The 14,742-nt window shown below is 70.4% G+C and carries 16 protein-coding genes and 2 pseudogenes; 9 read left to right on the forward strand and 9 right to left on the reverse strand.

The features are described from left to right. Positions 1–2 precede the first annotated feature (2 nt). Entirely contained in the window at positions 3–320 is a 318-nt protein-coding gene (locus ACZ501_RS02220; RefSeq protein WP_361600926.1) for a hypothetical protein, read from the reverse strand. Positions 321–560: 240 nt separating this feature from the next. Between ACZ501_RS02220 and ACZ501_RS02225 the strand changes: the two genes are divergently transcribed. Both ACZ501_RS02225 and ACZ501_RS02230 read left to right on the forward strand, forming a co-directional pair. Continuing rightward, a complete protein-coding gene (locus ACZ501_RS02225) occupies positions 561–2,642 on the forward strand; it encodes a PIG-L family deacetylase (RefSeq protein ID WP_468791834.1) in 2,082 nt (693 codons plus the stop codon). Between the two features lie 99 nt (positions 2,643–2,741). Then, positions 2,742–3,428 carry a hypothetical protein gene (locus ACZ501_RS02230; protein ID WP_361607082.1) on the forward strand — a complete coding sequence of 229 codons (687 nt, stop codon included), beginning with the start codon at positions 2,742–2,744 and terminating at the stop codon, positions 3,426–3,428. Between the two features lie 122 nt (positions 3,429–3,550). On the opposite strand, the pseudogene ACZ501_RS02235 reads toward ACZ501_RS02230, so the two are convergent. Then, positions 3,551–3,637, reverse strand: a pseudogene (locus ACZ501_RS02235) (glutamine synthetase); the annotation flags it as partial. 144 nt (positions 3,638–3,781) lie between these two features. After that, complete coding sequence (locus ACZ501_RS02240; protein WP_468791837.1) at positions 3,782–4,099, reverse strand: DUF6009 family protein; 318 nt, start codon at positions 4,097–4,099, stop codon at positions 3,782–3,784. 492 nt (positions 4,100–4,591) lie between these two features. Here ACZ501_RS02240 and ACZ501_RS02245 point away from each other — a divergent pair, with 492 nt between their 5' ends. The 3 genes from ACZ501_RS02245 to ACZ501_RS02255 all read left to right on the forward strand — a co-directional run bounded on the left by ACZ501_RS02245 (position 4,592) and on the right by ACZ501_RS02255 (position 6,878). Further along, on the forward strand, positions 4,592–4,771 hold the full coding sequence (locus ACZ501_RS02245) for a hypothetical protein (RefSeq protein WP_468791840.1): 180 nt from the start codon (positions 4,592–4,594) through the stop codon (positions 4,769–4,771). Between the two features lie 321 nt (positions 4,772–5,092). Continuing rightward, positions 5,093–5,692, forward strand: a complete 600-nt coding sequence (locus tag ACZ501_RS02250) for a toll/interleukin-1 receptor domain-containing protein (protein WP_468791843.1) — start codon at positions 5,093–5,095, stop codon at positions 5,690–5,692. A gap of 7 nt (positions 5,693–5,699) precedes the next feature. Beyond that, complete coding sequence (locus ACZ501_RS02255) at positions 5,700–6,878, forward strand: DUF5677 domain-containing protein (protein WP_468791845.1); 1,179 nt, start codon at positions 5,700–5,702, stop codon at positions 6,876–6,878. Between the two features lie 65 nt (positions 6,879–6,943). On the opposite strand, the gene ACZ501_RS02260 is transcribed toward ACZ501_RS02255, so the two are convergent. From ACZ501_RS02260 to ACZ501_RS02275, 4 genes and pseudogenes are all read right to left on the reverse strand, one after another. Then, positions 6,944–7,375 (reverse strand): cytidine/deoxycytidylate deaminase family protein, encoded by a 432-nt coding sequence (locus tag ACZ501_RS02260; RefSeq protein ID WP_468792652.1) that lies wholly within the window; start codon positions 7,373–7,375, stop codon positions 6,944–6,946. Positions 7,376–7,551: 176 nt separating this feature from the next. Then, a pseudogene (locus ACZ501_RS02265) lies at positions 7,552–7,620 on the reverse strand (deaminase); the annotation flags it as partial. 8 nt (positions 7,621–7,628) lie between these two features. Then, entirely contained in the window at positions 7,629–7,814 is a 186-nt protein-coding gene (locus tag ACZ501_RS02270) for a hypothetical protein (RefSeq protein WP_468791848.1), read from the reverse strand. Positions 7,815–7,965: 151 nt separating this feature from the next. Next, a complete protein-coding gene (locus tag ACZ501_RS02275) occupies positions 7,966–9,327 on the reverse strand; it encodes a glutamine synthetase family protein (RefSeq protein ID WP_007263785.1) in 1,362 nt (453 codons plus the stop codon). Between the two features lie 175 nt (positions 9,328–9,502). On the opposite strand from ACZ501_RS02275, the gene ACZ501_RS02280 reads away from it, so the two are divergent. The 3 genes from ACZ501_RS02280 (at position 9,503) to ACZ501_RS02290 (ending at position 11,261) form a co-directional block, all read left to right on the forward strand. Further along, positions 9,503–9,877, forward strand: coding sequence for a hypothetical protein (locus tag ACZ501_RS02280; protein WP_468791851.1), 375 nt, complete (start codon positions 9,503–9,505; stop codon positions 9,875–9,877). A 71-nt stretch (positions 9,878–9,948) separates the two neighbouring features. After that, the gene (locus ACZ501_RS02285; RefSeq protein ID WP_361607076.1) at positions 9,949–10,599 is read left to right on the forward strand and encodes a DUF3105 domain-containing protein; all 651 of its coding nucleotides are present in this window, start codon (positions 9,949–9,951) and stop codon (positions 10,597–10,599) included. Beyond that, complete coding sequence (locus tag ACZ501_RS02290) at positions 10,596–11,261, forward strand: DUF305 domain-containing protein (RefSeq protein WP_361607073.1); 666 nt, start codon at positions 10,596–10,598, stop codon at positions 11,259–11,261. Before ACZ501_RS02285 ends, ACZ501_RS02290 begins: the two co-directional genes overlap by 4 nt. A gap of 94 nt (positions 11,262–11,355) precedes the next feature. Here ACZ501_RS02290 and ACZ501_RS02295 read toward each other — a convergent pair whose 3' ends face one another. Beyond that, the gene (locus ACZ501_RS02295) at positions 11,356–12,210 is read right to left on the reverse strand and encodes an alpha/beta fold hydrolase (RefSeq protein WP_468791854.1); all 855 of its coding nucleotides are present in this window, start codon (positions 12,208–12,210) and stop codon (positions 11,356–11,358) included. Then, a complete protein-coding gene (locus tag ACZ501_RS02300) occupies positions 12,207–12,920 on the reverse strand; it encodes a DUF998 domain-containing protein (protein WP_468791857.1) in 714 nt (237 codons plus the stop codon). Before ACZ501_RS02300 ends, ACZ501_RS02295 begins: the two co-directional genes overlap by 4 nt. Positions 12,921–13,195: 275 nt before the next feature. Here ACZ501_RS02300 and ACZ501_RS02305 point away from each other — a divergent pair, with 275 nt between their 5' ends. Continuing rightward, positions 13,196–14,707 carry a hypothetical protein gene (locus tag ACZ501_RS02305; RefSeq protein WP_468791860.1) on the forward strand — a complete coding sequence of 504 codons (1,512 nt, stop codon included), beginning with the start codon at positions 13,196–13,198 and terminating at the stop codon, positions 14,705–14,707. Positions 14,708–14,742 lie beyond the last annotated feature (35 nt).

Below are 14,742 nucleotides of genomic sequence, written 5' to 3' on the forward strand. Positions count from 1 at the left end.
GTCTACGGGAGGCCGCCCACCGTCTCGCACCTCCTCGCGACGTCGCCGGAGCCCGCCTCGCCGTCGCAGTCGTCGGCATCCGGCCCCCCGTCGAGGCGGTCGCCGGAGGAGCCCGCCCGGAGCGTGTCGTTCCCCCTGCCGCCCCGGAGCCGGTCGCGGTCGCCCGGCGGCCGAAGCACTCGGGCAGGTCGGCCCCGGCGGCGCTCGCGGGGAGCGCCGGGACGAGCGCCCCTCGCGCCCTCGGGACCGGCGAAGTATGCGGCGTTTGTGACTATTTCGGACTGAATCCAACGGCGTGCGGGGGAACGACCCGCCCGCATTCACGTGAGACGTCCGCGGGGGACAGCCGCGCGGCGCCCCCGGGTCCGGCCGACCCCCAACCGCGTCCACGATCCGGACCGTTGGGCGCCGCGGCGACACGAAAGGGCACCATCACAACCGGTCGTTTTCGGAAAAGCACGCGTCATCGGCGAAATCGGTGAACCAACTCCCCCGATTTGGCCTCTCACTGACTGCACAGCGGTTCTTCCTGCCCGAAGCGACCTCAAGAGGCCGTGACCATGCCCCTTTCCCGCCGCCGCTTCCTCCTCGCGGCCGTGCTGCCCATGCTCACCGTGGGCGCCTCCGGTGTCCTGTCCCTCGCCTCCGGCCAGCAGACCGCGGCCGAGACCAGCCAGGGGAAGAACCCCGCCGCAGCCCTCCCCGCCAGCACCACCTCCGGCACGGTCGTCCAGATCGTCGCGCACCCCGACGACGACCTGTTCTTCATGAACCCCGACCTCAGCCGCTCCCTGCTGGCCGGCGTCCCCGTCACCACCGCCTACCTCACCTCCGGCGAAGCCGACGGCCGCAACGAGGCGCGCGGCGGCGAGGCCAAGGACCCGGAACAGCCCGCCGACCGCGCCCGGTACGCGGAGGCCCGGCAGAACGGCATACGCTCCGCCTACGCCCAGATGGCCACCGGAGACCGCACCAGCGCGTGGCAGCGTACGGTCATACCCACCGCGGGCGGCGGACAGGCCGAGCTCGACGTCCTCGTCGCCCGCCCCCAGGTCCACCTGGTCTGGCTCCAGCTGCGCGAGGCCCGCAACCCGGCCGCGGAGAACCCGGACAGCCTGCGCGGCCTGTGGAACGGCCGGATAGCGGCGCTGGGCTCCCAGCTCACCACGGGCACTCCGGTCAAGGAGGAGTTCTCGTACACGAGGGACCAGGTGGTCGAGTCCATAGCCGGGGTCCTGGAGCGGTACCGGCCGACGACGATACGGATGCAGGACCCGACGCCGAACCGCTACGCGGACACCGGCAAGTACACCGACCACCAGGACCACATGTACGGCGCCCGCTTCGTGCAGGCCGCCACCGCCGTGTACGCCGAGCGCGTCGCGGACCGGCCGCGGTTCTCGGTCCAGAACTACCTCGGCTACCACAACGGCACCCTCCCGCACGCGCTGGACCCGCAGACCGCCGAGACGAAGACCGGCTTCCTGAAGACCTACGCCTGGCAGGACCGCGCCGACTACTGCGGCTCCCCCTCCGGCTGCGGCGACCGCAAGGTGGCCGGCAGCCCCACCGGCCGCAACTGGGCCCAGTCCCTGCGCTACGCCCGCGCCGACACCACCTCCTGGCTCACCGAGGGCACCCCCGGCCGGCTGTGGGCCTTCGCCGCGCTGGACGGCCGGATGGCCGTCTGGAGCCGGGACCGGGCCGGGGCCTGGACCGGGCCCGCCCTGCTCCCCGGCACCGGCATCGACCCCGGCGCCACCACCGCCCGCCTCCCCGACGGCCGCGTCGCGGTCCTCGCCACCCGCACCACGCTCGGCGCCCGGCCGGCCGACTACCGGCGCGAGGTCGTGTACGCCGTCCAGGCCGCGCCCGACGGCCCGTTCGGGGCGTGGACCTCGCTCGGCACCCCCGAGCCGGGGGACGAGCCCGGCACCTCGGCCGTCAGCGCCCCCTCGGCCGCCGTCGACGCCGAAGGCCGCCTCACTGTCTACCTCCGCGACACCCGCCGCACCCTGCGTGCCCGCCTCCAGCAGCCGTCGGGGGCCTTCACCGACTGGCAGCAGCTGGGCGGCGAGGACCTCCAGAGCGACCCGGTCGCGGTCGTGGACGCGGCCGGCCGGCGCCACGTCTACGCCACCACCACCACGTCCGTCCTGGCCTGGACGCAGCCGGCCCCCGGCGCCCCGCTCGCCGGGCCCTTCCCCACGGGCCTGCCGGCCACCACCGTGCCGCTCTCGGCCGCCCGGGACGGCGCGGGCGTCCGCCTCTACTTCCGCCGCCCCGACTCCGGGGTGGTCCGCAGCGCGCTGGTCACGGCGGGTGCGGGCACGGGCGGCCCACAGGTCTCCGGCGTCTCCGAGTCCGGCGGCCGTGCGGGCTACGGCGCGGTCGGCGTCGCGGGCCGCACGGTGGCTGGCCGCGCGGACACCGGCACCGTCGCGGCGACCACCCTGGGCGGCCCGCCCGCCTGGACGGAGTCCCGGATGCTCTACGCCGGCGCCCCCTCCGCCGTCCTCGACCCGGCCGGCACCACGACCACAGCGGTCCTGGGCCTGGACGCCCGGCTCCACACCACCACGACCCGCCCCACCGCCCCCCACCCCACCTGGCACCCGGCCGTCCTTCCGCCCGGCACCTGACCTCCGCCGGGGCGGAGCCGCCCGGCCTGCCCCGCCCGGCCGCCGCCGATATCCTGGGAACGGCACATCGGGGGCTTTTCCGTCCCGGAGGGCAGCACGATGAAGCACCGCCACCTCATTCTTCTCGCCGCCCCGCTCCTCTTCTCCGCGGCCACCCTCACCCCGGCCTTCGCCGCACCGGCGGCCCTGCCCGCCGCCTCCTGCGAGCTGGTCGCGACCGGCGAGGGCCGCAACACCTCGTACACCCTCGTACTGGAGGGGTTCGAGCCGGGCCAGTCCGTCACGATCAAGGGGCCGCGCACCGACCAGCGCACCCGCGTCGGCGACGAGGGCACCCTCGACAAGCAGGGCGTCCGCTACGGCAAGTACACCGTCAACTCCAAGGGCAACCGCATCGGCTGCCTCACCCCGGCCCGGGGCGAACACGACGGCGGCGGCAAGCAGGGCAAGGTGAAGGTCACCAAGGTCGAGGTCGTCACCCTCACCAAGCCGGGCACTGTGGTCGACTGCTCCAAGCCGAACAAGGCGGAGTTCGACGGCAAGATCACCGGAACCGGCACGGGTGACGTCGCCTACTACTGGACGTACGCCTCCAGCTCCGAACCCTTCGCGAAGGGCACGGCCCACTTCGACTCCGGCACCCAGGGCGTCTCCCTGCTCAAGGTGGTCGAGCTGTCGCCGACCGTGAACGGAGCCTCCCAGAGCGTGTTCATGACCCTGCACGTCCCGTCCGCCAACCTGAGCGCCCGCAGCGACCAGGTCACCCTCACGTGCGCCAAGCCGTAGCCATTCACCGCGCGCACCCCCTTGGCGCAGGAACGCCCAGGACCTGAAACGGCTCCGGGCCGACGGCTGAGTGCCGTCGGCCCGGAGGGTCGTGGTGCGGGGGTACTGCCGCTGAGCTGCGGCTACAGCACCGGGAGGTTCTTGCGGAGTTCGAAGGCCGTGACCTCCGAGCAGTACTCCTCCCACTCCTGATTCTTGTTGCGCAGGAAGTCATGCCCGGCTCCAGCCACCTGCGGCCCACGCCATCTGACCTGCACCCGGCAGCGTCGTAGACGTCGTAGTTAGTCGACGCTGGTCGCCCCGGGCGCCCTCCGACGGGCCCAGAGGCGGCAGCCCATGCCCGGCAGACTTCCCTACTCGGCAGGTAGCGGACACCCCCAAGCCCGCTCCGTCAGCTCACCCCAGACGCCGGGCGCAACGGTCCGCGCGTCAACAGCCCCGCTTGGAGCCGAGGTCCGGTAGATGCCGCGCGGCTGCTCGGAGCGGTCGTGCTCCTTCACCCAGAAGACCCGCCTCACGAACTTGCCTGGCACGACCCCGCTCGGGGCATCGCGCTTGAGGACGGCGTACCCACGCGCCGGCACCCTCCAAGCCACAGGCCCTCGCCGCGTCGAAGACGCTAGGTGCAGGACTGCCGAACGTAGTCGAACTCTTCGATCTCCTCTGTCCACACGATCTGCTCTTCATACGCCAACGCAGCACCATCTTCTTGCAAAGCCCCCTCCCAGTATCCGAGCATTCCGCAGGTGTAACCTCACCAAGCAGCCAGTTTCTCGCGCAGCAGATTTGCAGTGCGTGAAGCTACACCTCAGGCCTGCATTAGACGCGATGCGCAGGCCAGCGTTCCGCCGATGTCACGCGACTCGAAAATAGAATTCTCTACCCCGCGCTCACCCCATCAAGGAAATCCACCAAGGCTTCTTGAAAGAAGGCTCTAGCGCAGCGCTGTAGCAAACGTAAAGACAGCAAGCAGCGCCAAAGTTAGGACGCAGTAGCGGAATGTGCCGATTGCCGATCGGAGGTGCTGATGCCTCTGAGAGTGTTGAAGAATATCAGTCCATAGCTCTGCAACAGCGTGACCTAGTATCGCGTCAAGATCAAGCACCCTCACTTTTCCCACAAAGTCGCTATGCCCATCGACGGACTTTAGCGTGTCACCCCAGTTGAACAAGAACCTCGAAGGAATCTCAGCCGCATGCAGCGACCGCACCGTCTTCCGCGCCGCAATGGCGTTGATCGAACTCCAGAGACTCTTCAGGATTAGGGACAGCGCGGCGGCGGCCATCAGGCCGAACGGTAACTCCACCCACCACACGGGTGAGGTTCTGACCTTCTGCAAGTGATAGTTCAGGAGAATCAGTGAGCTAGTAGCCAGAATGGCGTTTGCCCCAAGCAGAACGGAGGCCCGAACGGACGTCGAAGAACGCAGGCGGTCATACCTGTCAATGTGCCATTTCGTCAAGTCCAGCAAATCCTCGCGAGACAGCACGCCGCCGACACCTTGCGCGGGAACACGGGGTCGCACTCCGCTCGACTCCGGCGCGGACCTCTCACCTTGAGGTTCCGTCAAGGTCACCCTCTCCTCCAGGCGCTTGGCACGGCGCCACGCTCAACATCCAGCGCAACCACATCAGCTATTACCCTAGGGCAGCGGAGAGTTAAGCATGAGACCTTCCAGAAAGAGGATTTCGGATCACGCTGGCACGAAAGATGGAAAATTGTCCCAAATATTCATCAACTACCGCAAAGAGGGCGGAGCTTACGCCGCCGCTCTACTTGACGAATTGCTGTCAGCGCGCCTTGCGGAAGGAAGCACATTCCGAGCAGCTAGGTCTATCGACCCCGGCGCCGACTATGCTGAGGCAATCTCAGACGCGATAGCCGGCTGTGAAATTCTGCTCGCCATCATAGATCCGGACTGGTCGGCTAAGCTCACCGAAGAAGCATCCACGCCCGCCACGGAGCGAGTGTGGGTCTCATGGGAAATCGAACAAGCCCTCCAGCTCGACCGCAAGGTAATTCCCATCCTCCTCTCCGGGGCTTCTCGTTTAAATCACGAGGCCCTTCCCGAAAATTTGGCACGACTGGCCCGCCTACAGTATCTGCGGTTCGACTACCGAAACATTCACCAGGATGTTAATTTCATCGCCGAACAGCTAATCAGAATCGCGCCAGGAATTCGGAGGACAGCTACCAGCCTTGCCAGACCCCGACTAGCAGGCGAAGCCGCGGAACCCCTTTCACAAGAAGGCACCTTCACATAGGAGCGCGATGGACCTCTTCAGTCGTGTCGATCTTTCAGTCCCGCCCTCTCGCCGATTTGGAATCTCAGTAGGCAGAGAGCTGGAAAACGCGCTCCAGGCGAAACTATCAGTGCTCAGCGATACACTCAACGCCACGCAAGTCGAGCTTCACATATTCTCTCGATCCTTTTGGAATCACACAGAAGACGAAGCATGCTCCTTCATTTTCAATCACGCCCTAAACGACTTCACAATCCTACTAAAATCCCTGTGGGATGGCGATGGGCGAAGTGCGGCCCGCACATCGAGATCGCTCTACGAACACCTCGTGAACTACTGCTATGTGGCGGCTGAAAGCGAAGCCTCGGAGCGCTACACTGCACACCGAACGATCACCAATCAAATACTAGCGAGAACAACCAAGCGACTCCCTCTTCTCCGAAGTGCACAGCAGAAGAGAGAGCTTCACAGAAGAAGGAAGCTCGGACGCGATGGACTAGCGGACTACTCCGCTTCAATCACTCGATACGGAAACGCTTTCAAGAAGGATTGGGCGAGGGAGAACCTCTACGATCGCGCAAAGAAGAACGGTTTCGAGTCGGACTACGATACATACCGACTGTTGTCGCAGGTGACGCACGGCAGTGTAGGTGGGACCCTCGGCACATTTAGCCGGACTCTGGGACCCGCCATCCACCGGATTGGACCATCCCTCGAACTGGCAGCACTCTCCTACCCGGAAGGACTCTCATTCTTTCGAGACCTGTGTCAGCAGATCAGTTCTCGCACGAGAATCGATTCTCGCAACCTGGTAGCCACCCTGAACGATCTGATCTCCGGGTGGGGGGTGTACAAGGACGCTTGCGAGTGGGCCGACAGGAACCTATGGCCTGAAACTCCCCCATTGCCTGCAACTACGATCCTCGCAATCTACCCAAATGGCGGAACCCGATGGTTCCTGTGGGAACCTGGCCTTGGGCTGATGGCGATGGGTGTACCGCCAGATGAGGCCGCAGAATTCGAGGAAAAAGTTAAGAACCACATGCAGTTCAAGCCCGATGGAACCCATACCGGAGACGAAGAGGGTAGGCCCCTCACCGTAAGCGTCAGGGGCGTTACTGTTGCAGTAAACGCGAACTCAAAGTGGTTGCCACAGAGGCAATCCTCCAACCTCGCAGAGGGCCAGAGTTTGCAGATACCTTCCTAAACCCGACCAAATATACTCAGAAGTCAATGTAGGGGTCGCTAGTCAGCTTCAGTGCCAACCCCTGCTCACGAGAGCAGGTGGGAGTTCACCATCCGAGCGTTGTAGGCCAGATCTGTGAGTTCCAGTACCTCGACACCTTCCGAGCGAAGGGTTTCGACGCCCACGCAGTCGGCAACCAGGAGGCTCGGCTCGCGCCAGGCGATGACGACACGGCGGATCGGAGAGCGGAGGATGAGCTGGGTGCAAGTGAGGGGGCGGGAGCGGCGTTCGGAGCAGGGCTCCAGGGTGCTGTAGATGGTGGCGTCGGCCAGGCGCGGGTCGTCCGCCGGGAGCTTGGCCAGGGCCGATTCCTCGGCGTGGACGTGGGCGTCCGTCTCGCGGGAGTAGCCACTGGCGAGCTCCTCGCCGTCAACGCTCACGATGATGGCGCCGACCGAGAACGCGCCGTCCGCCGGCGGGCACTTGCGGGAGAGCTCGATGGCCCGCTCCATCCACATCAAGTCGTCGGCGTGTCACGCGGATCCCTCCTGCTTGGGCAGGTAGCGGAGCAGGACCACGTCGCCGATGGTGGTGGCCTCGGCGAGGTGCATCCGGCGGGTGGAGCCGCCCGGGTAGCTGGCGGGGTGCAAGAAGCGGGGGCGCCCGGGTCGCCGACCACTAGGGGGGCGATGGCGAGGTGGATCTCATCGGCCAAGCCCTGGGAGAAGAACGCCGTGTGGATCTGGCCCCCGCCCTCGACCATCAGCCGCTCTATGCCGCGGGCGGCAAGGTCGTCCTGCCCGTGGAGACCACGTCCGCGAGGCCGGCGAGCCGGTCGCGGAGCTTCTCCTCGCCCGCGTCCGTGGTGCAGGCGAGCTTCTCGCCGCCGTGATGCCAGAACTTCAGGTCGGCGTCCCGGTCCCCGCTCGCGGAGAGGGTCAGCGGCCACGAGCGCACGCTGCGGGCCGTGGACGAGGTCTACAAGGCCGCCGATCCGACGGGCGACGGCCCACAGACGGCCCAGGAGGGGTGAGACGGATCCGGGCCAGCGGCTGACTGCCGCTGGCCCGGGGTGCCGTCTGACTGGGGTACCGCCGCTGACCTGCCCTTACAGCACCGGGAGGTTCTTGCGGAGTTCGAAGGCCGTGACCTCCGAGCGGTATTCCTCCCACTCCTGCTTCTTGTTGCGCAGGAAGAAGTCGAAGACGTGTTCGCCGAGGGTTTCGGCGACCAGTTCGCTGCGTTCCATCAGGGAGATGGCCTCGCCCAGGTTCTGCGGGAGGGGTTCGATGCCCATCGCGCGGCGTTCGGCGTCGGAGAGGGCCCAGACGTCGTCGTCGGCGCCCGCCGGGAGTTCGTAGCCCTCCTCGATGCCCTTGAGGCCCGCCGCCAGGAGTACGGCGTACGTGAGGTACGGGTTGGCGCCGGAGTCGATCGAGCGGACCTCGACCCGGGAGGAGCCCGTCTTGCCCGGCTTGTACATCGGGACGCGGATCAGGGCCGAGCGGTTGTTGTGGCCCCAGCAGATGTACGAGGGGGCCTCGCCGCCGGAGCCGGCGGTGCGGGAGGAGCCGCCCCAGATGCGCTTGTAGGAGTTGACCCACTGGTTGGTGACCGCCGCCGTCTCCGCCGCGTGGCGCAGGAGGCCCGCGATGAAGGAGCGGCCGACCTTGGACAGCTGGTACTCGGCGCCCGACTCGTAGAAGGCGTTGCGGTCGCCCTCGAAGAGGGACAGGTGGGTGTGCATGCCGGAGCCCGGGTACTCGGAGAAGGGCTTCGGCATGAAGGTGGCCTGGACGCCCTGTTCCAGCGCGACCTGCTTCATGACCAGGCGGAAGGTCATGATGTTGTCGGCCGTCGAGAGGGCGTCGGCGTAGCGCAGGTCGATCTCCTGCTGGCCCGGGGCGCCCTCGTGGTGGCTGAACTCCACGGAGATGCCCATGGATTCGAGCATGGTGATCGCCTGGCGGCGGAAGTCCATGCCCACGTTCTGCGGAGTGTGGTCGAAGTAGCCGGAGTTGTCGGCCGGGACCGGCCGGGTGCCGTCCAGCGGCTTGTCCTTCAGCAGGAAGAACTCGATCTCCGGGTGGGTGTAGAAGGTGAAGCCCAGGTCGGAGGTCTTGGCGAGGATGCGCTTGAGGACGTAGCGGGGGTCCGCGAAGGACGGGGAGCCGTCCGGCATCAGGATGTCGCAGAACATCCGGGCCGTCCCGGGGGCCTCGGCGCGCCACGGCAGTATCTGGAAGGTGCCCGGGTCCGGCTTGGCGATCATGTCGGACTCGTAGACCCGGGCGAAGCCCTCGATCGCGGAGCCGTCGAAGCCGATGCCCTCGTCGAAAGCCTGCTCCAGCTCGGCGGGGGCGACCGCGACGGACTTCAGGAAGCCCAGCACATCGGTGAACCACAGGCGCACGAAGCGGATGTCGCGCTCCTCGAGCGTCCGGAGGACGAATTCCTGCTGCTTGTCCATGCCTTCATCCTCGCAGTTCAGACGATCTGTGCACCACCACCCCAAAAGGACGGGGGGCGCAGTCGGGCCCGTCCAGTATCGCCAGTGGTGGTTTCCGCCACATTACGCACCCCCCAAAGCCGATGGCACCCCCGCTCTGACCTCGGAGCCGTCATGAGCATTACCATCGGCGCCCATGGGGGGCTGGGAGCACACGGGGAGCGGGCGCCACGGGCGCCCCCTTCGGCGCGCCGTCCTGACACTGCTGGTCGCCGTCGGCGTGGCGGCCGGCGTGGCCTTGCTGTGCGTGCGGCCCGTGGCGGAACCCGGACGGGTGCACGCCGGGCACGGCGCGCACGCCACGTGCGTGTCCCCGCAGGACCTGCCGGGCTGTTCCCCCCTCTCCCATGTGACCCCGGCCGTGCTGCCCGCCCCGCCGCCCGCCGTGGCCCTGCCCCGGAGCGGACCGGCGCCCGCCGTCCGCCCGGGCGCGGCCGCGGGGCCGGTGCGGCCGCCCGGGACCCTCGCGCGCGCCCCCGGGCTGCACGTCCTGCAAGTGCTGCGGACCTGAGCGCTCCGGCGCACCGGACGGCACCACCGGCTCCACCCCCACACCCCCCTCAGCAGAAGGAACCAGGGCACATGGCCAGCAGGACGTCGGACCAGAACTCCCGCCAGCAGCGCATAGCCGAGATGCGCCGCGCCGAGCAGTCGCGCGAGCGGCGCAACAAGATCCTCGCGATCAGCATCTCCACGGCGATCGTCGCCGGACTCGTCGGGTTCGGGGCCTGGGTGCTGATCGACCAGAAGCAGAAGGAGAAGGACGCGGAGGCGGCCCGCAAGGCCCCCGTGTCGGGCGAGCAGACCTGGGACGCCAAGAAGCTCGGCCGCAACCACGTCGAGACCCCGGTCAAGTACGAGATGAACCCGCCCGTCGGCGGCGACCACCACCCCCGCTGGATGAACTGCAACGGCGACGTCTACAAGAACCCGGTCCCCGAGGTGAACGCCGTCCACTCGCTGGAGCACGGCGCGGTCTGGGTGACGTACAGCGACAAGGCCGCGGCGGGCGAGCTCGACAAGCTCAGGGAGAAGGTCACCAAGACCCCGTACACGCTGATGAGCCCCGTCAAGGAGCAGACCGGGGCGATCATGCTCAGCGCCTGGGGCAAGCAGCTGACGGTGGACAAGGCGGACGACCCGCGGGTGGCGCAGTTCTTCACCAAGTACGTGCAGGGCCAGCAGACCCCCGAGCCGGGCGCGGCCTGCACCAACGGGCTGGGCGAGAAGTGACCCGTACGTACTGGGCGGCGGGCGCGGCCGTCGTGTTGGCGGTGCTGTTCGCGGTGGGGGCCACGGTCGCCACCGCGAACGGCCCGGACGGCGGCGGCGACCGCGCCGCGCCCGCGCTGTACTCGCCGGACGCGGGCTTCGCCCGGGACATGGCGGTGCACCACCAGCAGGCGGTGGAGATGTCCTTCATCGTCCGCGACCGCACCCAGGACGAGCCCGTGCGCGGCCTCGCGTACGACATCGCGAACACCCAGGCCAACCAGCGCGGCATGCTGCTGGGCTGGCTGGACCTCTGGGGGCTGCCGAAGGTGGTGGCCGACGAGCCGCCGATGTCCTGGATGCAGTCCTCGGAGGGGCACGGAGGTCACGGGGGCCACGAGGGGCACGTCGGCACCAAGCCCGGCGCGCTGATGCCCGGTATGGCCACCAAGGAGGAACTGGAACGGCTGGGTGCGGCCGGCGGCCGGGACGCCGAGGTGCTCTACCTCCAGCTGATGACCGACCACCACAAGGGCGGCGTCTCCATGGCCGAGGCCTGCGCCCGCCAGTGCGGCACGCCCGCGGAGCGGGCGCTGGCGCAGGGCATGGCCGAGGCGCAGCAGTCGGAGCTGACCCTGATGGCGGACATGCTGAAGCAGCGCGGGGCCGCTCCGCGCGGGTGAGCGCGGACCGGGCGCACGAACGCCGGCTGGTGCCAGGGGGTGTCCGCGAAGTAGCGCCGGCCGCCCGACGGGCAGGCGGGACTGCGGACGCCCCCTATGCCGTGTGCAGGACCGCCCGGGCCACCTCGTGCGGGCGGTCCAGCATGACCAGGTGCCCGGCCGGTACGGCGACCTCGAAGCGGGCGCCGAGCAGGTCGGCCAGCGCCGCCTGACGGCCGAGCCAGCGCAGGGCGGCGCCCCCGGCCGAGCCGTCGTGGCCGGCCAGGACGGTGGCGGGGGCCGCCAGCGGGTGCTCCCCGCGCAGGACGAGCAGTTCGGCGGCGGTGTCAGGGTAGCGGGCGTTCTCCAGGAGGGCGCCGCGCCAGACCCGGCCCGTGCGGTAGCAGCGGCGTACGAGGTCCCGCGCGGCCGGGTCGGCGGCCCGCCCCGCCCGGGAGGCCCGTACGGCGCCGCGCCGCAGCGCGGGCCCCAGCGCGGCCGGGAGCCCGGCGGCGGTCACGGCCCGGCCGAGGGCGCGGGCGGCGCCGGTGCGCAGCGCGGCGGGCAGCACCGTACGGGGGGCCTCCTCCACGCTGGCGTCGACCAGGACGAGGGCGGCGGTGCGCTCCGGGTACAGGCGGGCGAAGGCCTCGGCGTGGAACCCGGCGATGGAGTGCCCGACGGCGGTCACCGGTGCGCCGCCCAGCCCCAGCGCGTCCAGCAGCCCGGCGATGCGGCGGGCTTCCGCGGCGGCGCCCGACGGCCCGGCCGCGGGGCCGCTCAGCCCGTGCCCCGGACGGTCGAACCGGACCACGGTGCGGCCCCGGGCCGCGAGCAGGGCCGCGACGGGGTCCCAGTCGAACCAGGCCATGGCGAGGCCGGCGCTCAGCACCACCGGGGGCCCGGCGCCCTCGACGACCACGTGCAGCGGGACCCCGTCCACCCGGACGAAGCGGGCCGGGCCGCTCACGTCCGGCGCTCCCGGTGGACGGAGTACGCCAGCAGCCCCAGCCAGAGGGCGACCAGCAGCACCTGGAGCCGCTGCCCGGCGCCGAGCGCCCAGGTCCCGCGCCCGGCGGTGAACAGGGAGATCGCGGTCAGGGTCCAGGCGGTGGCGAGCAGTTCGAGGACGACGAGGGCCGGGCCGTGGCGGGCGAGCGGGGCATGCCGCCCGTAGCGGCGGGCGGCGACGGTGAGGGCCACCGTCCCGACGAGGGCGCCGGCCATCGCGAGGCTGCTGCTGACGGCGTGCGCCTGGTGGGTGGCCGGGACCAGTCCGGCGGTCTCGCGGGCGGCGCACTCCGGGTCGACGGTCGGCCGGCAGCTGAGCGGCAGCCAGGCGTCGGCGGCGGTGGCCGCGCCGAAGAGGGTGACCCCGGCCCAGCCGGCGACGGCCCAGGCGCCCCTGGACGCGGGGCCGCGGACGCGCGCGAGGGCGAGCAGCCCGCCGAGGAAGACGAGCAGGCCCGCGGTGAAGTCGGTGGCCCGGAAGAGGCCGCCGAGGGGCTGGTCCTGGGCGGCGAGTTCGCTGACGTAGGCCTCGATGGGGTTGAGGCCGGTCGAGAGGACGACTTCGAGCACCCAGGCGGTGTACGCGGCCGCGCCGAGGCCGACGAGGAGGGCGACGGGCCCGGTCCGGCCCCTGGGGCGTTCCTCGCCTGCGGGGCGGTGTGTGCGCATGGGGTGACTGTTCCTCAGCGGATGCGGCGATGGCGTGCGGCGCCCCCGGGCGGCGGCGCTGCTGGGCCATCCGGCCGAGTCCCACACCGGGGGAACGGGCACGGGACCGGCCGGGTTCCCGCGATTCCGGCACATCGGCCGATTTCCGTTCCCCCGGGCGGGGCCGGGGCCGTACCGGGGTTGGAGGGGGCCGGAGGGCGTGGCAGTCTGCCCGCATCGTCCGTACACCGCGTTCCGCGCTCCGTACGCCGCACAACCCAAGGACGCCGCCAGGTATGAGCACGCCCCCGAACCCGCCCGAGCCCCCGTCCGGTCCGCCGACCGAGGCCGCGGGCACGCCCATACCCGAGACGGCGAAGCCGTCGCCGTCGGAGCCCCCGCAGGCGCCGGAGCCGGAGCCGGCAAGGCCGTCGCTGCTGAAGTCCCCCGGGGCCCAGGCCCCTACCCCGCCGGAGCCGGAGCCAGCCGGCCCGTCGCCGGCGAAGACCCCGGCGCCCGAACCGGAGGACGCCCGCCCGTCGCCGGCGCCCCCCGCTCCGGAGACCCGCCCGTCCCTGGAGAAGACCCCGCCGGAGTCCGAGCCGGCCGGCCCGTCGCTGGCAAAGCTGCCGGCGCCCGCTCCGGAGACCCGCCCGTTCCTGGAGAAGACCCCGGCGCCCGCTCCGGAGGCCGGCGGCCCGTCCCTGGCGAAGACCCCGCCCCCCGCTCCGGAGGATGCCATCCCGGCGGGTGGGGCGACCCCGCACGCCGATGTACCGCCGGTCGCGCCGCCGCAGGCGGGCATCCCGCCCCTCACGCCGCCGCCCGCCCCCGCTCCGGCTCCCCTCGCCCCGCCGACCCCGCCGCCGGCCGAGGAGTACAACCCCTTCGCGACCCCCGCCCCCGGGGCCACCCCGCCGCAGTTCGCGCCGATCTCCGCCGCGCCCCCCGCCGCCGCCTGGAGCCAGCCCGGTCAGCCCGGTCAGCCCGCAGCGCCGTACGGCGGATACCCCGGCTACCCCGGCTTCCACCCCGCCCCCGCCGCGCCCTCCAACGGGATGGCCGTCGCCGCGCTGGTCCTGGGCCTGGTGGCCGTCCCCGTGGCCCTCGTCCCCTTCGTGTTCTGGATCGGCGCCCTGCTCGGCCTGACCGCCCTCGGCCTCGGCATCGCCGCCTTCGTGCGCGCCCGCGCCGGCGCCCCGCGCAAGGCGATGGCCGTCGTGGGTGCCGTGCTCGGCGTGCTCGGCCTCGGCGCGTGCGTCGGCGGCTGGTTCACCACCGTCACCGTCATCGACCGGGCCATCGACCGCTCCGCCCACGGCCCGGCCGGCGGGGAATGGGAGGACGACGACTACGACGACTACGACGACGAGGACCCCGACGCCGACACCCCCTACCCCGCCCCGTCGACGGGCCCCGGCATGAGCACCCCGCTCGCCTTCGGCCGTACGTACACCTACCCCAACGGAATCGAGCTGACGATCGGGCAGCCCCGGGCGTACACGACCAGCAGCAAGTGGATCGAGGTGGGCAACGCGGTGGAGGTGCCCTTCACCATCACCAACACCTCGGACGAGCCCCACCGCGTCGTCCACGCGATCCCCGAGGTCCGCGACGACCAGGGCAAGGCCGGCAAGCTCGTCTTCGACGGCCGGATGCCCAAGCGCGTCGACACCGTCATCGAACCGGGCCACTCCGCTTCCGGCAGCGCCGCCTTCGAGGTCCCCGTGGGCACCCGGAGCATCAGCGCGGAGCTCTCCCCCGGCGTGCTGCTGCCCCCGGCGAAGTTCAGCGGCCCGATCGGCTGAACGGGCCCGGATCCGTACCCGGACGGCCGGGGCCC

The organism is Streptomyces sp. NPDC034085, from assembly GCF_055575555.1.